15 protein-coding genes and 1 pseudogene are annotated in these 25,170 nt (G+C 63.3%); 7 read left to right on the forward strand and 9 right to left on the reverse strand.

The window, feature by feature from the left end; translation table 11 throughout:
• The first annotated feature begins 238 nt into the window (after positions 1–238).
• On the forward strand, positions 239–3,337 hold the full coding sequence (locus ACW73L_RS07945; protein ID WP_498921194.1) for a PAS domain S-box protein: 3,099 nt from the start codon (positions 239–241) through the stop codon (positions 3,335–3,337).
• A gap of 253 nt (positions 3,338–3,590) precedes the next feature.
• Here the strand turns inward: ACW73L_RS07945 and ACW73L_RS07950 are convergent, their stop codons facing one another.
• The 4 genes from ACW73L_RS07950 to ACW73L_RS07965 all read right to left on the reverse strand — a co-directional run bounded on the left by ACW73L_RS07950 (position 3,591) and on the right by ACW73L_RS07965 (position 7,893).
• Positions 3,591–4,016 (reverse strand): hypothetical protein, encoded by a 426-nt coding sequence (locus ACW73L_RS07950; RefSeq protein ID WP_139559634.1) that lies wholly within the window; start codon positions 4,014–4,016, stop codon positions 3,591–3,593.
• A 589-nt stretch (positions 4,017–4,605) separates the two neighbouring features.
• On the reverse strand, positions 4,606–6,222 hold the full coding sequence (locus ACW73L_RS07955; protein ID WP_498921195.1) for a CARDB domain-containing protein: 1,617 nt from the start codon (positions 6,220–6,222) through the stop codon (positions 4,606–4,608).
• A gap of 578 nt (positions 6,223–6,800) precedes the next feature.
• Positions 6,801–7,355 (reverse strand): NUDIX hydrolase, encoded by a 555-nt coding sequence (locus tag ACW73L_RS07960; protein WP_498921196.1) that lies wholly within the window; start codon positions 7,353–7,355, stop codon positions 6,801–6,803.
• A 97-nt stretch (positions 7,356–7,452) separates the two neighbouring features.
• Complete coding sequence (locus ACW73L_RS07965; RefSeq protein WP_498921197.1) at positions 7,453–7,893, reverse strand: Rsd/AlgQ family anti-sigma factor; 441 nt, start codon at positions 7,891–7,893, stop codon at positions 7,453–7,455.
• A gap of 399 nt (positions 7,894–8,292) precedes the next feature.
• On the opposite strand from ACW73L_RS07965, the gene ACW73L_RS07970 reads away from it, so the two are divergent.
• The 3 genes from ACW73L_RS07970 (at position 8,293) to ACW73L_RS07980 (ending at position 12,504) form a co-directional block, all read left to right on the forward strand.
• Entirely contained in the window at positions 8,293–10,653 is a 2,361-nt protein-coding gene (locus tag ACW73L_RS07970; RefSeq protein WP_498921198.1) for a N,N-dimethylformamidase beta subunit family domain-containing protein, read from the forward strand.
• A 191-nt stretch (positions 10,654–10,844) separates the two neighbouring features.
• Positions 10,845–11,678: a glycosyltransferase family 2 protein gene (locus ACW73L_RS07975; RefSeq protein WP_498921199.1), complete on the forward strand. Its 834-nt coding sequence runs from the start codon at positions 10,845–10,847 to the stop codon at positions 11,676–11,678.
• A complete protein-coding gene (locus tag ACW73L_RS07980; protein WP_498921200.1) occupies positions 11,662–12,504 on the forward strand; it encodes a hypothetical protein in 843 nt (280 codons plus the stop codon). The genes ACW73L_RS07975 and ACW73L_RS07980 overlap by 17 nt, the downstream gene beginning before the upstream one ends.
• Before the next feature lie 224 nt (positions 12,505–12,728).
• On the opposite strand, the gene ACW73L_RS07985 is transcribed toward ACW73L_RS07980, so the two are convergent.
• The 5 genes and pseudogenes from ACW73L_RS07985 to ACW73L_RS08005 all read right to left on the reverse strand — a co-directional run.
• Positions 12,729–14,888, reverse strand: coding sequence for a sialidase family protein (locus ACW73L_RS07985; RefSeq protein ID WP_498921201.1), 2,160 nt, complete (start codon positions 14,886–14,888; stop codon positions 12,729–12,731).
• 582 nt (positions 14,889–15,470) lie between these two features.
• Positions 15,471–15,695 (reverse strand): hypothetical protein, encoded by a 225-nt coding sequence (locus tag ACW73L_RS07990; RefSeq protein ID WP_498921202.1) that lies wholly within the window; start codon positions 15,693–15,695, stop codon positions 15,471–15,473.
• A gap of 139 nt (positions 15,696–15,834) precedes the next feature.
• Positions 15,835–16,077 (reverse strand): hypothetical protein, encoded by a 243-nt coding sequence (locus ACW73L_RS07995; protein WP_498921203.1) that lies wholly within the window; start codon positions 16,075–16,077, stop codon positions 15,835–15,837.
• Positions 16,074–19,787, reverse strand: a complete 3,714-nt coding sequence (locus tag ACW73L_RS08000) for a glycohydrolase toxin TNT-related protein (RefSeq protein WP_498921558.1) — start codon at positions 19,785–19,787, stop codon at positions 16,074–16,076. The genes ACW73L_RS07995 and ACW73L_RS08000 overlap by 4 nt, the downstream gene beginning before the upstream one ends.
• Positions 19,788–19,820: 33 nt before the next feature.
• A pseudogene (locus tag ACW73L_RS08005) lies at positions 19,821–20,474 on the reverse strand (DUF6531 domain-containing protein); the annotation flags it as partial.
• Positions 20,475–20,981: 507 nt separating this feature from the next.
• On the opposite strand from ACW73L_RS08005, the gene ACW73L_RS08010 reads away from it, so the two are divergent.
• The 3 genes from ACW73L_RS08010 (at position 20,982) to ACW73L_RS08020 (ending at position 25,130) form a co-directional block, all read left to right on the forward strand.
• Positions 20,982–21,974 carry an SPL family radical SAM protein gene (locus ACW73L_RS08010; protein WP_498921560.1) on the forward strand — a complete coding sequence of 331 codons (993 nt, stop codon included), beginning with the start codon at positions 20,982–20,984 and terminating at the stop codon, positions 21,972–21,974.
• A 231-nt stretch (positions 21,975–22,205) separates the two neighbouring features.
• Positions 22,206–23,486: a phosphoribosylamine--glycine ligase gene (gene purD / locus ACW73L_RS08015; protein WP_498921204.1), complete on the forward strand. Its 1,281-nt coding sequence runs from the start codon at positions 22,206–22,208 to the stop codon at positions 23,484–23,486.
• Positions 23,487–23,570: 84 nt separating this feature from the next.
• Positions 23,571–25,130 carry an alkaline phosphatase D family protein gene (locus ACW73L_RS08020; protein WP_498921205.1) on the forward strand — a complete coding sequence of 520 codons (1,560 nt, stop codon included), beginning with the start codon at positions 23,571–23,573 and terminating at the stop codon, positions 25,128–25,130.
• Positions 25,131–25,170 lie beyond the last annotated feature (40 nt).

Raw genomic sequence — 25,170 nt, forward strand, 5'->3', positions numbered from 1 at the left:
AAGAGGAATCGTGGAGGAAATATGCAGGAGTCAGAGGAAAACGCGATTTCCTGCGCGCGGCGCACGGAATAGCGGGGTTGTAGCTGTGGCGTGCGCTGGGCGCACGAATCGCCCCGTTGGAGGAGTCATGGTCATCTCGTGCGCTGCGCGCACGAGCCGCCTCATTTATTTGGGTTGATACGGCCTTGTCCGCTAAGCTACCCGCAACGCCCCCCCCGCCACGACTCCCGCACGGATGATGACGCTCACCTCTTCACGCCCGAACAAGGACGAACCCGCGCTGTCGGGGTCCGATGAAGCGTTGCTGCGCGCCGTTCTCGCTGCCGGCGACATCGGCCTGTGGGCATATGACCATGTGATCGGGCACTTGAGCTGGAGCACCAAGGTCCGGGAGATACTCGACAGCGACGCCGAAACGCCCGTCGAGGTACATCCGGACGACTCGCGCCGGCTCGCTGAAGCCTTGGCCGGCGCCGGTGCCTGGCGCGACTTGCGGCTCAGGTTGCGGCGGCAAGACGGGCAATGGCTTTGGGTAGGCTGCAGCGGCCGGGCGACGGACCACGACGACAGCGGCCGGCCGCTGCGCTCGACTGGCACCGTGCAGGACATTTCCGCGACGATGCATCTCGAATCCCGTCTCGCGGAGCAGGAGGAGCGCCTGCGCCTGGTCACCGACACCATCACCGAGGTTTTCTACATCGCCGATGCGGCCCTCGAACGTATATTTTTCGTCAGCCCGGCCTACGAGCGGATATGGGGCCGGCCGGTCGCCGAGCTGTACGCCAATCCGCGGTCATTTCTCAACGCGGTGCATCCCGAGGATCTCCCGGCACTCTCGGCTGCCCTGGCGACGCATCTCGTAGGGGAACCGCTCGACCAGGTATACCGTATCCTGCGGGAGGACGGCTCGCTCCGCTGGATCTGGGACCGGGGCTTTCCGGTAGCTGATGACTCGGGCGTCGTGACGCGTTATGTCGGTCTCGCACAGGACATCACCCGCCGCAAGCTGGCCGAGGCCGAGGTGCGGTTGCTCAACATCGAACTGGAGGAGCGCGTCGCGCACCGCACCGCCGAACTGGAGGCGACCGCGAAGGCACTGGCCGACAGCGAACAACGCTACCGGACCATCGTGGAATCGGTGCAGGAAGGCATCTGGATGATCGATGCCGAGGCGCGAACCTCGTTTGCCAACCGGAAGGCAGCCGAGATGCTCGGCTATACGCCCGACGAGATGGCCGGCCGGTCATTGTTCGACTTCATGGACGAGACCTGGCAGCGTGTGGCCCGCGGAAACCTGCGACGCAGGGCCGACGGCATCGTCGAGCAGCATGAGTTCCGGTTTCGGCGCAAGGACGGCTCGGCGTTGTTGGCGCTGATGTCGACCGCCCCGATCCGTGCCGACGACGGCTGCTATGCCGGCGCACTGGCGACACTGATCGATATCGGGCAGCGCAAGCAAGCCGAGGACTTGAACCGCAAACTCGCCGGGATCATCGAGGCCACCAGCGACCTGATCGCCACCGCCACGCCTGACGGCCAAATCGAATACATGAATCGGGCGGGCCGCGCGCTGCTCGGGATCGCTGCCGGCGAATCGCTCGCCGACAGCCGCATCGAGGACTACTACCCGCCCTGGGCCTATCGCCGCATCGTGGAGGAAGGTGTCCCGGCGACTTTCTCCGTCGATCACTGGCTGGATGATACCGCCCTGCTGGCGCGCGACGGCACCGAGATTCCGGTATCGCAGATGATTCTTGCCCACAAGGACCGGGACACCGGCCAGCTCGAGCTGATATCGACGATCTGCCGCGACATGCGGTCGCACCTGCGAGCAGACGAGGCACTCCGGCACAGCCAGGAAGACCTGAGCCGCGCGCAGGCCCTGGGCAAGATCGGCAGTTGGCGCCTCGACCCGCGCAGCGCGTCGCTGACCTGGTCGGCAGAAGCGCACCGGATCTTCGGCACACCCGAGGACGCGCAGATGCACTACGACGACTTTCTGTCTGCCGTCCATCCCGACGACCGGGACTACGTGGACCGGATGTGGCAAGCGGCGCTGCGCGGCGAACCCTACGCGATCGAGCACCGCATCGTCGTCGACGGGCAGGTCAAATGGGTCAGCGAGAAAGCGGAACTGGGATTCGACGCACAAGGTCGGTTGATCAGCGCCTTCGGCACGGTGCAGGACATCACCGACCGCAAGCTGGCCGAAGCCGCGCTGCAGGATGCGGACCGCCGCAAGGACGAATTCATCGCGACCCTCGCACACGAACTCCGCAACCCGATGGCACCGATCGGCAATGCCGTGCAAATCCTGCAGACGGCGGGCATCGACGACCCGACACGCGCCTGGTGCTGCCAGCTGATCGAACGTCAGGTCGAACACCTGACGAAGCTGGTCGATGAACTGCTGGATATCTCACGCATCACGCGCGGCAAGATCAGCCTGGACTGGCAGCTGGTCGCGGTCGGCGACATCGTGGAGCGCGCGCTGGAAAGCTGTCGACCGTTGCTGGAAACCTACCGACATCAGCTCGATTTGCGGCTGCCGTCGGCTGCCGTGTATGTGGCGGGCGATCAGGTGCGACTCGCACAGGTGGTGTCGAATCTGCTGAACAACGCCGCCAAGTACACCGAACCCGGCGGACACATCACGCTGACGGTGGAACACGGCGACGAGGGCGTGACGATACGGGTCAGGGACGATGGCATCGGGATCCCGCCCGCGCTGCTGTCGCAGGTGTTCGAGATGTTCTCGCAGGGCGACCAGTCACTGGAGAAGGCCCAGGGGGGGCTTGGGATCGGGCTCAGTCTGGCGCGGGAACTGGTGGCACTGCATCACGGCTGGATCCAGGCCTACAGCGCGGGCGCTGGCCAGGGCAGCGAATTCGTCGTGTGGCTGCCCGCGGCGGCGGCGCCGAGCGAACCAGAATCCGCTGTGTCGGCAGCCGCGCCGGCGCCATCGCGGCCGCGGCGCGTGCTGGTCGCCGATGACAACCAGGACGCGGGCAACAGTCTGGCGGCGTTGTTGCGCGCACTCGGCCACGAGGTGCACATCGCACGGGACGGTCTGGAAGCGGTCGCCGCTGCCGAGGTTCATCGGCCGGAATTCATCCTGATGGATATCGGCATGCCCAAACTGAATGGCTACGACGCCTGCCGACGCATCCGGGAGCACGCCTGGGGCCGCGACATCGTCATCACGGCCCTGACCGGCTGGGGCCAGGACAGCGACCGGCAACGGTCCCAGGCAGCGGGTTTTTCCCACCACCTGACCAAGCCCGTCGACTTCAACGCCTTGCGGCAGCTGATCGACGCGTTGCCGTCCACCGCGTAACGCGGCGGGTCGACGGGCGCATCGTCGTAATCCGCGCGAGTTGAGAAGGGATGCCCATCACTGCAGGCGGGCGATCGCGTCCCGGGTGGATCGACTGCAGCGGTCGAGGGATTCGGGGGGAGGTGTCCGGCGTTATGCCGGCCTGATCCTTCGCGCTCGGCTCTTCATGCCCGCACGGCGCCACGCCGCGCATCGCGGCATGGCGCGCTTCAGGCAAGCACGGTTATCAGAGCCTCATCGCACGAGGCGCGCTTCAGGAATTGCGTTGGCACGTCAAGATGACGTCACGCCAATCCGCGCCTGTCTTGACGCCATTGTTGAAGCACCCGACGGTCTTCATGCCGTCGTTGGTACCCGCACAGAGATTGATGATGTTCCGCCATTCCCATTGGGTTCCCGGCCCCCAGCTGACCTGTCCCTTGGCGTGGCCGGAGCTGACGGCGAGGAAGCACTTCCCGGGTTCCGCGGGCATGTTCGTTCCCCTGCACAGCTGCTTGACGTTATCCGGATCCCAGTTCATGCGCTTGTCGCCGTCCCAGGCGATCTTGCCCTGAATCTCATTGAAACATTGGGTTTCGTGATCACCCGCCAGGGCGGCGGGAACCGACAAAGGCCCGACCCAGCCGCTGATGGCTGCTACCAACGCATACGGTGCTGCAAACAGACTGCTTCGCTTCATCGCTGTCTCCAGAAACTAATGATGGTTTGGTCTTGTTTCGGGCGCCTGCGTGAGACGAGCACGATGATCACGGGTCCAGGGCTCGGCAAAGCACCGAGGATGCACCCCATGCCAACTCGTTCAGTCGAGTGCCGCGAGTGACGGGCATTCCGCGAACGGATGTCCGACTCCGCGGTTGACCCGACGCTCGCTCTTCCGCACAGCGCCCACCGCTTAGAGCAGGAGGGTTCTTCCGAGTTCAGCGGGGGGTTGGCGCCTCGCCGAGGCCCTTTACCCGGGTTGGCCTCATGCCCGAGGGTCAGGCGCGAGACATCCGCGTCCGATGGTCATTTGGCCAGGCCTGAAGCGCTCTATAGTCTGCGGCACGAGCACCGAGTTGCCGGGCCAATTTCTGGCTGAGGGATGCGCCTTACGGCGAGGGCGATAGGAGCGGGTTAATGGCGTGGTTCGCCTTTGGGCGCACCTTCTGATCGAACCCTTTTCGCTGTTTCAGGGCGGCGCCGGAGGGCCACCGGCTACGTCAGGCTCACGGTCACCCGCCGCCATCCGCGGGGGACGGATCTGACTCGCCCCCGGGCGGCCGTGCGTGTCACGGGACGATCGTAACGTGGGTGTTTTTGTTGTTTGACGGCGCGGGATCGATGGGGCCAGCGTCGACGCGGACGGAGTTGACCACGCGACCCGCTGTGCCGACGGCGCCGGGTGGGACGGTCAGCGTTACCGTGGCGCTGGCACCGGGGGCCAGGGAGCCGAGATAACAGACCTTCGGCGTACCGGCACTGCAAGTGCCCTGGCTCGGGACGGCCGTGCCGCGCTGCATACCGTCGACCAGCGTGACCTCGGACGCCGGATCGGGGCCATGGTTGGTCACGGCCATCGTATACGTCATCGCACTATCGGGGATTGGGGGGGATGGACTCATCGTCTGCGAAACGGCGATATCGGCGGTCGCGGTACGATCCAACAATCGGTCGCGGACGAAGACATCCCCGAACCCGTTCGCGTCAGGCACGCTTACCAGGTTGGTCGCCCCTGAACTGAAGGCAGCGAAACGACCATTGGCCGACAATTCTGGTGTTTGCGAGAATTCGTTGGCTGGATTGCCGCTCGCGTCGACGGAAACCAGCGAGGTTTCGTGGGTCAGCCGATCGTGAATGTACGTGCGCTGAGTGCCGTATACCGATGGGGGAGTGTTGACTACGAGATTGTTGGCATTCGAACTGAACCCTACGAAACGGCCGTCGGCGGACAGACTACTGCCGAGTATGCCCGACGCTCTGTCGGCTTCTCGGCCCATGGAATCGACGCTCACGCGTGTGGTCTCGTGTGTCTGCCGGTCGTGCACAAAGACATCGGGCTGGCCGTTTGTGTCACCGGGGACCAGATTGCTGCCGTAGGAGGTAAAGGCCACGTAGCGTCCATCCAATGAGATTGCCAATCCACCTGCCGAGTCATCGTTTCCTTGACGGCCCACCGAGTCGACACTGACGCGGATTGTCTGATGCGTCTTGCGATCATGGACGAAGACATCCCAGGTTCCGTTCGTATCGCCAGCGACGAGATTGGTGGCGTCTGAAACGAAAGCCACGAAACGCCCGTCAGCCGAGAGCGCCGGTCTGGCCGGAGGGTAGTAGGATGGAGGCTGATTTCCTTGCTTGCCGGCGGAGTCGACGCTGATTCGGGTTGTTTGGCGTGTCTTGCGATCACGCACGAAGATGTCCCATGCGCCGTTTGTGTCGCCAGCGACGAGATTGGTGGCGTTTGAGGGGAAAGCCACGAAACGGCCATTTCCTGAAAGAGCCGGTTCAACCCAGCAATACACGGTGCAGCGGTCCGGCAGGTTACCTGCAGAGTCCAGGTCGACCCTCTCGGTCATCCCTGTCATCCAGTCATGCACTGATACTTCGAGGCCAGCGAAAGGCGACGAGAAGCCGTAACTTACGAAGGCCACGTGGCGTCCGTTGCTAGAGATGGAAGGATGGTGGGACTCCCCAAGGCTTTGCACTCCATGGGAATCCACGCTGACGCGCCGGGTGACTCCGTTGTGGCGATCGTGGACGAACACGTCGGCGAAGTCACCATTGGCGTCCCCGGCCACCAGATTCTTGGAGGTCGAGGTGAAGGCAACAAAGCGACCATCCGCGGAAATGTCCTGTTCGCTCGATGTCTTTTTTCCCTGCTCTCCCTTGGAGTTGACACTGACCATAGTCGTGTCCCCGATGGCCCGCGCTGATTGGGGGAGGCTCCACATGCCGGCCGCCGCAAAGGCGAAAGACATTAGCCGGAGTGCCGGTCCGAATCGAAAATGACCTCGGGCAAATAGACGTTTCACTGGGTTTCTCCTTGGTGTGAAAAGCCGTCGGGTTGCGCTATTCGGCCCTGGTCGCCCGGTTAGTGTGAGGGACTTACACGGGTTCGTTAGGCCTGCGCCCATGACATCGACCATTGGATCCGATAACGGCGCCCGTCGCATCGCACGTTGCGGCAACAACACCGCATGCGGATTCTCCGGTTCCTCGAGTCCTTGTGCGTCGCAGCGCCCCTGGCACGGCTCGATCGGAACTCGGCCATCATCCGAATCCGCCATTGGGTAACGCATGATCGGGGTTCTTTCCTGAATGATCGGACTCCGCACGCCTGCCTCGCGGGAGCGGGCGGGAGGCCGAGACACGCCGTGAATCCGTCCCTGGAGGCTCGACTGCGGGTTCCCTCCCGCAGACGGTCTCGCCCTCCCGGCCCGCTCTCCCGCAAAGGGGGTGAATGGTTACGCTCGGGGCACCCCTCCTACTGCTCCCGCATGCGCCGCGGATCGCGGGCGATATCCTGCACCCGAAAGACATACTCGCCCCGTTGGCGATCCGCGACAAAGAACTGCAGGGTGCGATGCACCGTTTCGAAGGACAGGTCGTCCCAGGGGATCTCGTCCTCGCGGAACAATCGGGTCTCCAGGCTTTCGGCGCCGGCCCAGAACTCGGGCGACAGCATCTGGGCGCGAAAGAAGACGTAGACCTGGGAGATGTGAGGCAGATTGAACAGCGTGTAGATCTCGCCGATCGCAACCTTGAGGTTGGCTTCCTCGTGGGCTTCGCGCTCCGCGGCCTGGGCTATCGTCTCGCCCAGTTCCATGAAGCCCGCCGGCAGCGTCCAGTAGCCTTTGCGCGGCTCGATCGCGCGCTTGCACAGCAGGATGCGGTCTTCCCAGACCGGGATGCAGCCCGCGATCAGTTTGGGGTTCTGATAGTGGACGGTGACGCAGGCGTCGCAGATGAAACGCGGGCGGTCGTCACCCGCGGGAACGCCGACGCGAACCGGAGCGCCGCAAGCCGAACAGTATTTCATTGCACCCCGTGAGCTGGTTTTCGGAGAGCTTCCGCCGAAGGCGCGACCGGCACCCGCCTTAGCCGTTGGCGATCGATGCGCGGCGTCGGCACCCGCCTCAATTCATCAACGCTTCGACCATCTGGTCTTCCAGTTCGGAGCGGGTCACCAAGGCGTCGCCGAGGCGAACCAGATCGGGCTCCAGCTCGGCGGCCAGCGAAGCTCGATCGAGCGCTTCGTACTTGTCGTTGAAGGCGAGCGCGATGTCGGTCGCTTCTTCGATCCGCGGATACACGCGTTGCGCGGTCTCGACCGCGAGACGGCGTCGCTCCGTACCATCGATGATGCGGCGGTACACGCCGAAATGGCCGAGCGAGATGTAATCGATCAGGACCTGGCAGAATTCCAGCACCTTGGCGGGGAGACCGACGTCGGCCGCAGCACGCGCCATTCCGCTGAGCTCATGGAAAATCGCCCACACCTGCTCGCGCTCCTGCAACAGTTCAGCGACCATTTTCGAGGTTTGCGGGCGGCGGACATCAAAGACGGGCATGCTCATTTACTTCAGTCCCTGTTCAAGGCTATCGGGCTACTTTATGCGATACGGACCGCGTGGACAATCGGCGCCGCGTCCGCCGAGAGTCGCGCACAGCAGCGCCTGACTCACACCAAAGCGCCCTGCATTTGCTGAATTCGAGGGTAATTTGTCATGGCAGCGAGAAATCGGCGCTGCCACACTGAGCCCGCCACGGCGGGGAACGGCACCATCACATCCGCTGTCTCGACCGCTTGACTCCCGCCGGCAACTGGCGCTCGTTGCTTTTCTCAGCCGTATCGAACGAGGGGGTAGACGATGAAAGAGACGACACGACGCTTCGCAGGGCACGTTCGGTCAACCCGTCCGTGTACCGACAGAACAGGGAACCGCGCACCCAACCGCACCAACGGCCGGATTGCAGTGGCAATCATCTGGGCCGTCTCCTTCGCGACCGCTGACGCTCGCCAGTTTGCAACGGAACCCTGGGCGACCGTGGGACCCGCGTCCGGCTGGAGCTTCCTTACGGGCGAATTCTCCGGGGACAACCGCACCGATCTCCTCGGCTATCACCCCAGCAATGGCACGGTGTGGATGTTCGCCAATACCGGAACCCACTTCGCCTACAGCACCTGGGCCACGCTGGCGCCCACTACAGGCTGGTCATTCCTTACCGGCGACTTCACGGGCGACGCCAAGCTCGACGCGCTGGCCTACCAGTCGAGCAGCGGCGTGTTGTCGATAGGCCGCAACACCGGTACCCGGTTCGCCTTCGTCGATGCGGCGACACTGGCGCCCTCAGGCGGCTGGCAACTGCTGGCCGGCAGCTTTGCCGGCGACGCCAAACGCGATGTATTCGGCTATCAGCCGAGCAATGGCACGGTCTGGGTCGGCACCCGCACCGGAACGGCACTGAACTTCACGCAGTGGGCCAGCCTCGCTCCCGCCAGCGGGTGGAAGTTCCTCCCCGGCGACTTCAACGGTGACGGGAAGACCGATGTCGTGGGTTACTTTCCCGGCAACGGCACGCTCTGGGTGGGACTGAATACCGGCGCCGCGTTCACCTTCGAGAAATGGGCCACGGTCGCACCCGCCGCCAACTGGACTTTCGTGACGGCCAACTTCGCGGGCGATGCCAAGCTCGACCTTGCCGGCTACGAGCCGGTTAGCGGCACGGTCTGGGTCGGCACCAATGTCGGTACGGGCTTCTCCTTCGGCCAATGGGCGGCGGTAACGCCCGCTGCCGGGTGGAGCTTCCAGCCGGGCGAGTTCTCCGGCGACGCGCGGGTCGATCTGTCCGGCTACCATCCGAGCAATGGGACGGTGTGGGTCGGCGCCAACACCGGCAGCGCGTTCTCGTTCGCGCAGTGGGGCTCGGTGGCGCCAAGCGCTGGCTGGCAGTTACTGCCCGGGCGCTTTTCCAACACGGCATCCTCGTCGCTGACCCGCAACCTCGACTTGGTCGGTTATCAACCGGGCAACGGCGAAGTCCGGGTCGCCGCCAACCGGGGCACACTGGAGATCGAAGGCTACGCGTGGCCGCTGTCCGCCGCGCCCGGCGAGACAATCCAGTTCCACATTTCCGGCAAGGGGAGCAATCAGGCGAGCCTGCTCCGGCACAAGGCGACGGCAAGCGGTCTGACGAGCATCGCGATGGGCACCGCATCGTTCACACCCCTTGAACGGACCACGGCAGCGGAACCCTGGCGCAACGGCGCCGGCTGGCCCACCAGCTTCAGCTGGACGATTCCCGCCTCCGCCCGCTCCGGCATCTACTCGGCACGGCTGACCGATCCCGACGGCGATCAGTCCCACATCACCTTCGTCGTGAAGCCGGCGCCCGACCGCCGGTCGCAGATCGCGGTGCTGGCCAACGTGAATACCTGGCTGGCCTATAACGGCTGGGGTGGGCGTTCGAAGTATTCGGGCGCGGCCAACGTCAGCTTCCTGCGCCCGAATCCCGGCGCCTCCCCGGTGGCCGGCGATCTGCACCTGACGCCCGGCGAGCTATGGATACTCGGCTGGCTGGAGGACGCGGGCTTTCAACCGGATGTCTACACCGACATCGACTTCCACGACGGCCTGCCGGCCGGATACCACACGCTGATCGCCGATACCCACCCCGAGTACTGGTCGACGCAGATGCGCGGTCAGCTCGACGGCTTCCTGGCGGGCGGCGGCTCGCTGCTTTACCTGGGCGGGAACGGCCTGTTCGAGGCCGGGGAGTACTATCCCGACCGGACCGGCATGAGTTTCCGCCTGGGCGTGGAGGACGGGCCCCGTTCCCCGGCCATGTTCCGCGCACTCGTGCCCCCGCTACACGAGCGCTCGGTGCTGGGGGTCGCGACCTCGGCCTGCGGCATCGAGGGCGGTCCGTACCGCGTCAAGGCCGCCGCCCATTTCCTGCTGCAGGGAACCGGCCTCGCCAACGGCCAGACCTTCGGCGATTACGGCCTGAATACTGGCTACGGCAACGGCAAAGCGGCCGCCTGGGAAGTGGATTCGCGCGGGGGCGCGGGGGCCGTGGGCATCCCCACCGCGTGCGGCATGGAACCGGTCAGCGTACCGGCATCGACCCTGCCGGCCGGCCTCGTCACACTCGCAACCGGCCAGAACTGGCTGGAGGCGGGTGTCTGGAAGGGCGCCGACATGACGTTCTACAACCACGCCGGCGGCGGCTTTGTATTCTCGGTCGGGTCGCTCACCTTCGGTGGCAGCCTGATCGTCGATCCGAAGATCCAGCGCATCGTGCGCAACGCACTGACCGAAGCGGCAGCCCGGTAACCCCGGCGTTCCAGCCATCCGAAGCGTCATCGCCCCGGTTGCGGTGGCGCTTCGGACAGGCTGGCGCGCCTGACGACCGATGCGACGGCACCGGCACAGCGGAGAAACCGGCGGACCGTTGGCCCGGCCGTCCCGTGCGATACTGACCAAGACCCAACAGGCGCCCCTGCGTCGACCGTCCGTGCGCGCCCATGCCTCACCCCGTCTCTGTCATCATCCCCACGCACAACCGGGCCGCACTGCTGGAGCGCGCCCTGCATTCGGTATACGCGCAAACCGCGCCGGTGCTGGAAGTGATCGTCGTCGACGATGGCTCGACCGATGGCACCCGCGAGCTAATCGAACGCACATTTCCGGCCGTCCGCTATCTGCAACAGGCACAGGCGGGGGTGAGCGCCGCCCGCAACCGGGGCATCGCCGCCGCACGGGGAACCTGGATCGCGCTGCTCGACTCTGACGACGAGTGGTTGCCGCGGAAGATCGAGCGGCAATGGGCGCGGCTCGCCGCCGAGCCGGAGCTGCGAATCTGCCATACGGATGAAATCTGGATACGCCATGGCGTCCGGGTCAACGCGATGAACAAGCACGCGAAGCGCGGCGGCTGGATCTTCCGGCACTGCGTGCCGCTGTGTGCGATGTCGCCGTCGTCGATCCTGATCCATCGCGAGGTGTTCGACGCCGTCGGCGTGTTCGACGAAACCCTGCCGGCCTGCGAGGACTACGATTTGTGGCTGCGCATCGCCGCGCGGTTCCCGGTGCTGTTCGTCGACGAACCGCTGATCGTCAAGTACGGCGGCCACGACGATCAGCTCTCGCGCCGCCACTGGGGCATGGACCGCTTCCGGATACGCGCGCTGGAGAAGATCCTCGCGAGCGGCGTCCTAAGCGAAGAAGACCGCGCCGCCGCCGCCGCGACCTGCGCCGCGAAGGCGGCCGTGGTCGCCAACGGTGCGCGCAAGCGCGGCAAGCATGAACTGGCCACGTACTATCAGGAGATCAGTGAACGCCATGCGACCCACCGCTGAGACTTTCGTGCATTTCGTCGTCGCGCTGCCGGCGGAAGCCAAGCCACTGATTGCGCACTACCAACTGAAGCGGCGCAACGGCGAGGATGCCTTTGCGATCTTCGAAAAGGACGGCATCAGCCTGACCGTCTCCGGCATCGGCAAACTGGCGACCGCCGCCGCGGTAGCCTACACCCACGTGCTGTTCGGCAAACAGGCCAACGCGATCTGGCTGAATGTCGGCCTGGCCGGGCACGCCCACCATCCGCTCGGCAGCGCCTGGCTGGCACACAAGGTCACCGATGCCGAGCGCGGGAAGAGCTGGTACCCGGCAATTGCCTTCAAGGCCGCGTGTCCGAGCGCCGAGATTCGCACCGTCTCCCAGCCCGAAACCGAATACGCCGGCGATTGCCTGTACGACATGGAGGCCGCTGCCTTCCTGGATGCCGCCAGCCGCTTCTCGACGCTGGAACTGATTCATTGCCTGAAGGCCGTATCGGACAACCGCGACCACGCCATCTGCGACATCGACCCGGCGCGCGCGAGCGCCTGGGTCGACGGCATCATCGAGACGGTGACCCACACGCAGCAGTGCCTGCGCCGGCTTGCCGATCAGCTCCGCCCCGCGGCGACGCCCGATCAACCGGACTGGCTGGCTGCACTGCACTTCACGGCCCAGCAGCGGCTGCAGCTCGATCGATTGCTGCAGCGGTGGCACGTACTGACCGACAACCGACCGTTACCGGAACCGCCCGTGATCGGGAACGGCCGCGAGGCCTTGGGATGGCTATTGCGCGAGATAGAACGGGAGCCGGTGATCTGGGGAGGGCGGCCTTCCGCGCCGTGAGGCACGGCAACAGCGCGCGCCGGCTATAGGCGCAGGCGACCGCGAAGGGATCTTGTCAACGCATGCGTTCGGGAAGAAAGCGAACCGGAGCTGCGTGAGGACAATCGGGCGTGGTGCCAACGGCTCTCGCTGCACCGGCCCCGGCGAAGACCGCCGGGGCTTTGCGAGCACCCCCGCGGCGAATCCGTGCCGCGGGGGCTGTCATGAGCGAGGGGCTCGCTCGTTCAGAACTTCCCGGCCGTGAAAGCCTCCTTGTACATCAGGATGCCGTCGTTACCCTTGCCGGTGATGTCCTTGATGGTGTTGTTGAAGTTGTAATAGGCGTTGAGGCCAACTTCCTTGCCAGTCAATGGTCCGTCCTTGCCGGCCCGGATCTGAGCGCCGGTCAAGGCGCGGTCCCAGAGCCGGACTTCGTCCACCAGCCAGTTACCGTAACGTCCGACGAAGAGATTACCGAATCCGGCGACAATGTCGCCCGCTACGGTCGCCTTCGCGACCAGCACACCGTTTCGGTACAAGCGGAAGTTGTCAGCCGCGACCGCCGCGTCGTAGGTCATGGCCAGGTGCGTCCAGACCTTCGGTGTCAGCAGCCCCTTGTCACCGTCTGCCGAGAGCGCGAAGAATCCCGAGGTCGTCTCCAGATCCGCGACCAGTTTCCGTTGCCCGTAGTAGTCGCGGGTCGCCAAACCGAAGGCCGGTTCGTATCCCGTCGACAGCGTTCGCTGCTTGAACAACATCGGGGTGCGGTAGTCGCTGTAGCCGGTACCGATGCCGCCGCCCAGATCCTTGACCCACAGTTCGGCCGTCATGGCTGTCTTGAAACCCAGGGTTTTCGACGCCAGTTGCACATTATCAACGCGATCTTCGAAAGTGGCCCCTTCGGTCAGCAGGCGCATGCCGATCTGCGTACCCGAGGGATCGGGCACCGGCGGGATCCGGCGATAGAAGGTATCCCAGTCGCAGATGCCGTTGCATAACGCGTTCGAGTAAAAGAACCCGTTGGTCGTCGCATGCAAGGTGCCCACGCTGTCGACGATGGCTTGCGAGCGATGGAGACGGTTGTAGCTGAAGATCGGATGGGACCAAAGCGGCTGGCTGAAGGTCTTGCCGGCGTTGGTCGTCAGGCGATACGTCGGCGCATCCCAGAAGGCGTAGAACGTAGCCCCCGTGACATCGCGCGGGTCGAGGACCACTTCCGGCCACCAGCCCCCCGTGGTGCTGAGCTCCTGTGCCTCCTGGAACCCCCACCCGGAAGTCAGAGAACGCCGCAGCTGGATCTTGTTGTCCGTCGTCGGGAACAGGATGTAGACATAGCTGCCCTTGGCGGCAATGGTTTCCTGGCCCGGATAGAGGGTGTTGCCCTTGAAAACGACCTTGGGCGCGGCGAAGGAAGCCCCATTATCGGTGGACCGCGCGTACATCAGCGTCTTCGTACCCTGATAGTTCGTATCGAGCTGATTCCAAATGACATGGACGTTTGCCCCCTCCACGGCGAGGTCGGGCGAGTTGTACAAGTCCTTCGTGCCCAGCGCGTAATAACGCCCATCCGTCGCCGGTGTGGTCAGGAACACACTGCGGAAGGACTGGCTGTCGTCGATCGAGGACGCAAGCCCGATCCGCGCCTGGAAATTGCCGTAGTAATAGCCCTCAAGCAGGTGGTAGTAAAGCACGTAGACCTCGGTCCCGGACAGCACCAAGTCCTCGAGGCTGCCGTTACGATCGTTCGAGCCCACCACTGCCGTGTTGCGGAAGGTGGCGCCCTTGTCCTCCGAGACCAGCGCGTTGATATGGTAGTTGTCGTACCAGTTCGCGCGCGTCCGGTAGGCGATCACCACGCGTTGCGGGTTGCAGGCGACGCGCGACTGATCGATATGCCAGGCATCGGCACTCGAAGCGAGCACTCGCGCGGGCTCGAACGTGGCACCACTGTCGGTGGAACGGTAGTACTCCAGGTTGTAATACCAGCTGCGTTGCTGCGTGATGGGAAAAGAACGCGGAATCACCACATGGACGGTGGTTCCGGCCACGCAGAGGTAGCGGTCTGATTCGTTGTGAATCAGCGAGCTGCCCGGAAAATCGGACGCGCTGGCGACGACAAGCGGGGTAGCCCAACTGACGCCGCGGTTGGTCGAGCGCCGATACACGAAGCGATGATCGCTCCAGTTGTCCTTGCGACTGTACCAGAGCGTATGCACGTTCTGCCAGGCCACCGCCAGGTTGGAGAATTCATCCGACCAGTAGGTCCCCGCGGGCTCCAGTGCCGAGGTGTAGGAGAGATCGCGAATGTGCGAGGAGAGTGCGGGGTTCCGTGCGTTCGCACCGGATGCGGCCAGCAGACAACCCACCAACAGCGACCAATAAACTAGGAGTCGATAGACTTTCATGACACATACTCCAGACGGTTCAAACGTCAGTTGTCGAAGCCCTTCAAGTATGGTCGATGGAACGGCGTCATGCCGAAGTGCGGGGTCGGGAAGCGGGGGTGTTGAGAGCGGTGGCGTGGGTGTTGGGGTAAAGGTGGAAGACGGGGCTCCCGCACTCACGCGGTCGTCCGAGATCGTCACTCTTTTTCCGACACGCGCGTCGTGCCGTGCACGCTCTATGGCGAGAAGTTCAGTCCCAAGGCGCAGAACTTCCGGCTGCAGAAGCAGAAGTCGGCGGTGTTCCGTGGCCGGATCAGACCCATTTCTTGTTGGAACTGGTTGCGCGCCTTGATCCGTTGTTCGCTGCCGACAACCGCGACAGCCGAATCACGCCGCGCCGACTTCTGAAGCTTTACACGCAGTTTAACTGCGTAGTTGGCACTAGAGTCTCCTTCCTTCGCATAAGCGAATGTCGCAGGGACCGCCACTCAGATTGGGGACAACATTATCTTCAGGGAATCAAGACCGTGACGCTTGCTGCGCCACGGTCCTGATGAAGCAAACGATAATGGTGATTTAGGTCCTAGACAAGGTACATAACGACTAAGCACGCCCCATCTTTCTGAGGCGAGGGTTACCGCCTCCCTGTCTTTCGGATTCCGGGCAATCCATTACCCACTTATCGCCCGTAATCTCATCAAAATACTCCACCACCCAGACATCCAGATCTACCTTTAGCTTCTTCAGTGTATCGGCGTAGCGCAATGCAGCCTCGCCGAGCAATTCCGTGTCTTCAAGTGTATTGGCAGCGGGAAAAACTTTATTCATTTCAGAAACAGAACAGTCCATTCATTACGGCCTTCAAGGCGCCTATTGCGGCTGAATTACTCCATTACCCCACTTTTTACCCCAAACGCACAACATTAGGCGTGCCCTGGATTACTAGGAGTGCGATAGATTGACATCCTCAAACCCAAACAGATGAATCTAGCTTAAGAATATCGTAAAGATGGGTGCATGCGTCATCCTCGCTTTCAAACACTTCCAGATCAACCTTTTCGCCACGTTCCGCGTAATAGACTTCCCAACGTTTACCGTCCTTGACCAAGCAGTACATTTCATCTGCTCGTGGCACACCTATTCCAACGCTTACAGCGTTTGGATGCGCCCCCTTCTCTTTGAGCAAGCGAATTAAGGAATCTACGGTCATGGACGAACCTCCATTAAGTGGCCGGAAGCGATAAGTTTCCGGATTGACTCTTGCGTTACAAATTGTGTACCAAACCCTAACTCTCCGAATGCGGGAGCGACCTCACCAGCCTGAACTTCAAGAGGCTTAAGCACCTCGAATTTCACATAAGGTCTTTCAAAGGTGAGCGGAGGAAGGGATCTCATTGTAGCCGGCGTTCCCTCTGGCGATAAGAATCGTCCGCCGGAAAACCCAAAGCGATCTACTTTTGTGCCGGGAAGCAATGTGAACGCTCTACCATGACCAATGAACCCGTTGTTTTGAGGATAGTAACTTGTGAGCGCACGCGCCGCAGGCGGAACTGACGGAGCACTACATCGAGCAGCCCTAAGGCCTGAAGAAAGACTAAGCGCTGGATTTATGATCCCAAGAATTCCACCCAAAAGGGCATCGTCTATAGTCTGATTTATATCTACCGAACCAAGGATCGCGTACTGTAGAGCAGCGCTTGAGCCTCCCCCAAGAAACAAACCGAACATATAGTTCGCGGCTGGAATTAACGCAAGCGGTATCCTGCCATCGGGATCGATCGCATTGATCGGATTGCTGGCGGCATATGCGTACGTACTCACCCCACCCGCTAGTCCAATCGGGTCGCTCTGAATGTACCGACCAAGCGTCGGGTCGTAGTCGCGGAAGTAGTTGTAGTGAAGCCCGGTTTCGGAATCGAGATACTGACCGGGCAGACGCACGTTTAGGATCAGCGCGGGATTCGTCAAGTCAGCCTTACCGAAAGGCTCGTACTCCGCACGCCAGACTGCCTGTTTGGCGCCGTTCGTAACCGCAACCGGTGCGCCGAGGTGATTCGCATGCACGAAATGCGGGTTGTCCCCATCGAGCAGAGCCAGCAGTTCGCCGTTCAGATAGACGTAGTCCCGACCAGACTCGCGTAACAATCGGCCACCCAGGTCGTATTCAAAGGACCGGGAAGTGCCGCCAGTTGTCTTCTCGATCCGTTGTCCGAACGCGTCATAGACATAACCAGCCAGAACCTGGTCTGCACGACGGGTTTCCCTCAAGCGTCCATCCGGATCGTAGGTGAACGACAGATCTCCACCCGTGAGCACGCTACCTGCCGCGCTGTAGCTGAACTCCCGGATCGCATCGCTGTTGGCCGAAAGCAGCTGATGGCTGGCAGGGGGATAGACATAGGCCGTGGACTTGGCGCCAAACATTTCGCCAACGCGATTGCCGATCGCATCGTAGGTGTAGCTGACTACACCGAGTGGGCCCGAGGCCTGAATGAGCCGGTCAAGAGGATCGTAAGCGAATGACTGGCTCGCGCCCGGTACGAGCTTATTCGTGACCGTCGACAGATTGCCGGCGGCATCGTACGCATAGGCTAGCTTCTGTACTGTCCCAATGGTCTGCTGCTTCAGCCGGTAGTCCAGATCGAAAGCACGCCAAAGCATCACTCGGTTACCGTAAGTGAGGCTCTTGACAGGGCCAAACGGCAGGTACTCGATTGCGCTCGCTAGCGTGCTGACGCGATCGCCTGCTGGATCACCAGGCGTCGTGTGTTCGATGACCTGAACGCGGCTGACCGATCCGTTCGAGGTGTAGGTGTACTGCACTTCTCGGGTATCGCCGAAACGGATCGAGACGAGTTGGTCGGCTTTATCGTAGGTATACCGGACCAATCCGTCGGCGATGGGAACGCCATTCTTGGCGCGCTGCACCGCTGCAAGCTTGCCACGGCGTGTCCAAGTCAGGTTGGCCGTATAGTCGCCGCGCCGTGCCTGCTTGAGAAATCCCTTCTGGCGGACGCCGGAATCCCAAACGTAGGCGACATCAGCCGCGGTGCCTGGATAGTCGATAGAGACCAGGCGGTTCAACGCATCGTAAACGTAAGTTGCAATCACACCGTCCGCGTTCGTACGCGACGCGCGATTGCCGGCTGAGTCGTAGGTGTAGCGGGTCTTACCGGTATCGGGACTGACCTGTTGCGTCAGATCGCCGAACCCGCTGTAAGCGTAGGTTGTGTTCAGGCCCTCCGCGTCGGTAATTTTAAGCAACCGATCAAGCGCGTCGTATTGGTAGCGTGTCACCCCTCCCGCAGCATCGGTGACAGCCGTCATCCGATTCAGCGCGTCGTAGACCTGGGACCATGACCGGTTGGCCGGATCGAGAACGCCGATCAGGTTACCGCTCGCATCGTAGCTGTAGGACGTGGCTTGACCGGATCCGTCCACCGCCGTCGACAAACGCGATAGCGTGTCATACGCCCACTGCTGAGTGCGTACCCGCAGATCAGCAGCATCATAGACGTCTTCCTGCACGCGATGACCGGCTGCGTCCAGTGTGTATTGAATGCGGTTACCGGCGCGGTCGGCAATGCCAGTCAGGCGATGCGCGCCATCGTATGTCGAGGCGAGATACGCGCCATTCGGTCCCGTGACGCGAAGCAGGTTACCGGCCTTGTCGTACGCATACGCTGTGACGCTACCATCGGTGCTCGTCCGCGTAATCCGCCCCCTGGCATCGTAGGTGAACGTCGTCACCGACTCATTGGCATCGACCACCCGGCCGACACGCCCGTGTGCGTCGTAGTCGCTGAAGGTCGTCAGGTGACCCTTGGCGTTCCGGCTGGTTTGGAGTTGCCCGCGGCAACCGGTCGGGTGGCCCGTCGGGCAGATCGCATCGCCTGCGTAGTATGTGAACGTCGTCAGATCCGGTACGTCGGTCCGTGGGCCATTGACTTGCGAGATTTGCCCGTCGGGGCCGTAGCTGGCGCGCCAGAAACGGCTCGATTTACCCACTGTGACCTTGCGCGTGACGAGGCGGCCGGACGGGTCATAAGCGAAACTCACGACCTGCTTGGCATCGGCGACTCGCGTCGGAATTCGAAATATGGGATGCCACTCGGTCGTCACGGTACGCTCGGCGGGCGTGGCCACCGCCTCGGTTCGGCTGAGCTCGAGGTTACGCGTCAAGTCGTAAACGTAATGGGTCGTCGCACCGTTGAAATCGGTCCGACTCACGATATTGGCATTCGCATCGTAAGTCGTGCTGGCTGTCTGCGCTCCACAGCCCGCGGCACACGGCTCGCTCAATCCCGTCGCACGGGGCACGCCTAGCAGGTTCTGATAACTGAAGGTACGTGCCGCGCCGAGAGGGTCGGTGACGGTTGAGCTACCGTCCGCGTTGTAAGTCAGTTGAAACCTGTCGAGCCCTCCCGCGTGCTCCGAACTGATCGCCCTGCCATTGGCATCGTAGGCCCAAGTCGCATACCGGACACCGTTTTCATCGATAAGCCCCGTCAGGGCATGAGGGAACCGCGCGTCTTCGTAGAGATACTGTCGCTTGGGATTGTCCGAGTCATCCGAGTCCGTAAGGTCAGGGTAGGTCACGGAGATCAAACGCCCCGCCGGATCGTAGGTAAACCGGGTGATGGTATCGGCTGGGTCGATCACACTAATTAGCCGGTTGGACGCGTCGTAACCGAACGCGAGACGCCGACCGAAAGGCGCTTCCGCAACGCTGACGAGGCGGCCAGCACTATCGTAGGTGAGGTTCTGGACCTGACCGCCCCTGGGCCTGATCGACATGAGCCGGCCGCTGCCGTCATACAACTCGACGGTGTCGTCGGCGGTGACGAACTCCCACCCGTTAGGCTTCCCAGCGCTATCAGTCAGGCGCGACAAACGTTCCGAAACGTCGGCATCGGCCATCCATGCAGTCCCCGACGCGGAAAACCGAAGCGCCCTGCCATCGGATCGAATGACGTAGGCTACTGCGCTGGTAGCGGTTATCCGGCGGTCGTAGCTGTGCTGCCAGCGTTGACCGAGGCTTCGATGCATGTCGAAGCGGCTGTTGTAGTACCGTTCGAAGAGCAGCGGAAAGGGTCCTGCCCCGAGATAGTCACGCTCCGTCTGGAACTTGTTTCCGTTACCTCCATCGATCGGGTTGGTACCGTTACAGATCTGGGGTGCCCCCGCGGCCTTCTGTTCGGGCGGTGGGGGCGGAGTGTAATACACGACCATGGAATCGGAGGCGCTGCAGGCTCCGGCCGAACCGCTTACATTGAGTACGTTCGCCCCGGCCCTGAGCGACACGGATGCCGCTCCAGACCCGAGGAAGTTGATTAGTGTCGTGAAGGTACCGCTTTGCGAGAAGAACACCTGACCGTTGATCGTCGCGGTAACTGTTCCGGGATCACCGGCATTGGCAGTGCCCGTTCCGGTGCCGGATACCCCGACGGTAGGCGAAGTCACCGTGCTGCCTCGCGCCGGGCTCGTGAACGTGAGTGAACACGTCAAGCCCGGGCGTCCGAAACCCAACAACGCAACGAGTGGAATTGCCGCTACCCACCGCGCGACGCGCAGCGCATTCGCGCCTCTACCGAATCGTTTAGCCATAGCCCATCTCCGGATTTTGCAACTTGACTGGAAGCTGCGAACGCAAACACAGGGTCATGGGCCGACGACATCTAACAACCGATCCCCGGCGAGAATCGGCCCGAACCAACGACCTGAGGGAATGCGCTCACAGTGGACTGCTTGCGCCACAGCCTTTGAACAAAGGTTGCAGTTCTGGCTTTGTCGGACACAGTGCCGAAAACTTGAGCCCGATAATGGTGTCAACTGCGTGAACTGTGATGGCCTTTGCGCATTCTTGCTCAGCCTGGCGCCTGACCCGGATCGCAGTTCCCAACGAAGCAATGCAACCTGACCCCATTCGTCCGGAATCCGGCACTCTCAAACATTCCGCGGCTAGACAGTGATGCGACGGGGATATCCGCCGAAATTGATGAGTTAGAATCGAGCGCCCGGCGAATGCAGGCTGACTCCGCCAGACAATGCAGCCTAAACGTCTCCGGCTCGTAAAGTCGCCACCCTACCAACCCGCCCCTTACGGTCCCAGCCCTGATCGAAACGCTCTACATCGAATCCGCGATCCGGGATCATCCCCGCACCGACGAAGTCACCGCCCGCTTCCCCGAGGCGCGGGTCGTGCCGTGCGCGCGCTATGGCGAGGTGTTCAATCCGAAGGCGCAGAATTTTCGGCTGCAGAAGCAGAAGCCGGCGCTGATCCTGGCCGAGAAGTACCGCAATTTCGTGCTGCCGGCGCCGCCCGGCTACGGCATCGGCGCCGCGCGGAATTACTATTTCTCGCACATGCTGAACTGCGTGTACGACTGCCGTTACTGCTTCCTGCAGGGCATGTACCGTTCGGCGAATTACCTGCTGTTCGTCAACTACGAGGACTTCCAGGGGGAAATCCGGCGCATCGCCGATGAGGCCGGCGGGGAGCCCGTGCACTTCTTCTCCGGCTACGACTGCGACAGCCTCGCGCTGGAACCGGTGACCGGCTTCGCGGCCGCGTTCCTGCCGCTGTTCCGGGAACTGCCGAACGCCTGGCTGGAGCTGCGGACCAAGAGTACGCAAGTGCGCTCGCTGCTGGCAGTGGAACCCTTGGAGCGCGCCGTCGTCGCGTTCAGCTTCATGCCGGAACCCATTGCGGCCGCGGTCGACCACAAGGCCCCGATGCCCGCCAAGCGCTTGCTGGCGGCCCAGCGCCTGCAGCGCCAGGGCTGGCCGATCGGCCTGCGCTTCGATCCGGTGATTTATGTCGACGGCTGGCAGGACCGTTACCGGGCGATGTTCGATGAGGTGTTTGGCGTGCTGGATCCGGCCGGAATCCATTCGGTGAGTCTCGGCGCCTTCCGCTTGCCCGACGCCTTTCTGCGCCGGATGACCGACCTATATCCGGACGAAAAGCTGTTCGCGGGTCCGCTCGAATCGCGGCGCGGGATGAGTTCCTACCGCCCGGATCTGGAAGAAGCGCTGCTGGGCTTCTGCCGCAACGAAATCCTGCGGTATGTGGCAGCCGATCGGTTCTTCCCGTGTGTGGCCTGAGTCAGGCTTCGCGTTCGCCATCCCTGGACTCGTGGATTCCGGGTTCCCACCCGGAATGACGGTGTGGGGAAGACGGGCCGTCAGCCGCCGTGGTGGTGGGCTCCGTGTGGTCCCGGGGGCATGACGGACTTGAGGGTTAATGCGATTGGGCCGGTGTGCCCGACAAAGCGGCGCGCTCCCTTATAATCACGGCCTACAACCCACTGGCAACGAGAGGCTTCGATTCCCCCCATGCAGGTACTCATCGTCGGCGGCGGCGGCCGCGAACATGCCCTCGCCTGGAAGTGCGCGCAGTCGGCGCGGGTCACCCGGGTGTTCGTCGCGCCGGGCAACGCCGGCACGGCACTCGAACCGAAGCTGACCAATGTCGACGTCGCCGCGGACGATGTCGCAGGGCTGAAGCGGTTCGCGCAGGACAATGCCGTCGACCTGACCATCGTCGGGCCGGAAGTGCCGCTCGTGAAGGGCATCGTCGATGAGTTCACGGCCGCGGGCCTGCGCTGCTTCGGCCCGACCCGCCTGGCCGCGCAGCTCGAAGGCTCGAAATCCTTCTGCAAGGACTTCCTGGCCCGCCACAGCATTCCGACCGCCGCCTACGAAACCTTCGAGCAGGCCGAACCGGCCATCGCCTACATTCGCGAGCGCGGCGCGCCCATCGTCGTCAAGGCGGACGGACTGGCCGCGGGCAAGGGCGTCGTCGTCGCGCAGACCCAGGAAGAAGCGATCGCCGCGGTCGAGGACATGCTGTCCGGCAATGTGTTCGGCTCGGCCGGCCACCGCGTCGTCGTCGAGGAATTCCTGCAGGGCGAGGAAGCCAGCTTCATCGTGATGGCGGACGGCACGCATGCGCTGGCGATGGCCAGCTCGCAGGACCACAAGGCGCGCGACGATGGCGACCGCGGTCCGAACACGGGCGGCATGGGCGCGTATTCGCCGGCCCCGGTGGTCACACCCACGCTGCACGAGCGGATCATGGCGGAAGTCATCCTGCCGACACTGCGCGGCATGGCGGCGGAAGGCCTGCCGTACACGGGCTTCCTGTATGCCGGCGTCATGGTCAGCCCCGCGGGCGAGCCGAAGGTGCTCGAATTCAACTGCCGCTTCGGCGATCCGGAAACCCAGCCGATCATGCTGCGGCTGAAGAGCGATCTGCCGGAACTGTGTCTGGCGGCGCTGGACGGTCGTCTCGATGAGGTCTCGGCCGAATGGGACCCGCGCACGGCGCTCGGTATCGTGATGGCGGCGGGCGGCTATCCGGGCGAGTATCGACAGGGCGATCCGATCAGCGGTCTTGACGCGCCGGACGAGCCCGGCGTGAAGGTGTTCCATGCCGGAACGCGCCGGCACGACGACCAGATCGTGACGGCCGGCGGGCGGGTTCTGTGCGTCACCGCATTGGCCGACACGGTCGCCGAAACCCAGCGCCTGGCCTACCGCCGGGCCCGGGCCATCGCATGGGACGGCGTCTACTACCGCACCGATATCGGCTACCGGGCCATCGGGCGGGACTGAGTCGCCCCCTGCGCCGCAGCGGTCTTGGAACCGTAAAGCGCGTGGGCTAGGCTTGAGCCCCGGGTTTACCAATTCCCCCGTAACATGAACCAACGCTACCCGTACGACCGCCGCCGTTTCCTGAAGTCACTCGGCGGCCTCGCCGCCGCCGGCGCGCTGCCGCGCATCCTGTCAGCACAGACTAAGTTCGCCGCCAATCCGTTTGCACTGGGCGTCGCCTCGGGTTACCCGTTGCCGGGCGGTGTCGTGCTGTGGACCCGGCTGGCGCCGGAGCCGCTGGCACCGGGAGGCGGCATGGCGCCGGCCATCGTACCGGTCGCATTCGAGGTCGCGGCGGACGCAGCCTTCCGCAAGATCGTCACCAAGGGTTCCGGCTACGCGACGCCGGACTGGGGCCATTCGGTTCATATCGAAGTCGAAGGCCTGGAGCCGGACCGCTGGTATTGGTACCGCTTTCACGCCGGCAACGCGACCAGCGCGATCGGACGGACGCGCACGGCGCCGGCGCTGGACGCCGAGCCGTCCCGGATGCGCTTCGCGGTCGGTTCGTGCCAGCAGTACGAGCAGGGCTACTACGCAGCCTACCGGCACATGCTGGCCGACGACCTGGACCTGATTGTCCATCTGGGCGACTACATCTATGAATCGTCCTGGGGCAAGGACCACGTACGGAAGCACGAAGGCCCGGAGCCGATCACGCTGGACGACTACCGCGCCCGCTTCGCCCGCTACAAGACCGATCCCGACCTGCAGGCGGCGCATGCCCTTTGCCCGTGGCTGGTGACCTGGGACGATCATGAGGTCGAAAACGACTACGCCGGGTCCCGCTCCGAGAACGACGACGAACCGGACTGGTTCCTGCGGCGTCGGGCGGCAGCCTATCAGGCGTACTACGAGCATCTGCCGCTGCGCCGCTCGATGGTGCCGTTCGGCCCCGACATGCGCATCCATACCCGCGTCGCTTTCGGCCGTCTGGCCGATTTCCACATGCTGGACGACCGGCAGTACCGCAGTCCGCAGCCCTGTCCGAAGCCCGGCCGCGGCGGCTCGAACCATGTCGAAGGCTGCAACGAACGGCTGAATCCCGAGGCCACGCTGCTCGGCGCGCGGCAGGAGCGCTGGCTGGAAGCGGGCCTCAGAACCAGCAAGGCACGCTGGAACATCCTGGGCCAGGAAACCGTGATGGCGCAGATCGACGCCAAGTCCGGTGACGGTCTCAACATCTACACCGATTGCTGGGACGGCTATCCGGCCGCGCGCAAGCGGCTGATGGAGTGCCTTGCGAGCGCTAAGCCCGCCAACCCGATCGCCATCGGCGGCGACGTGCACTCGTTCTGGGTCAATGACCTGAAGACCGACTTCGACGACCCGAAGTCGCCGGTCGTGGCCAGCGAGTTCGTCTGCGGCTCGATCAGCTCGCAACCGCCGTCGGAAGATCTGATCCAGACCGGCAAGCGCGAGGGCGCCGACTTCATCCATTTCGCCACCGGCGTGCCGCGGGGCTACGCCCGCTTCGAACTGACGCCGGGGCGTTGTCTGGTCGACCTTCGCGCGCTGGCCGACGTCCGCAAGCGCGACTCGGACTGCCACACGCTCTCATCCTGGGTCGTCGAGGACGGAAAGCCCGGGCCCAAACCGGCCTGAGGTCCCCGCCGGCATCGTACCGGTTTACAATCATTGGGCG

The sequence above is a fragment of the Methylolobus aquaticus genome, from assembly GCF_054172105.1.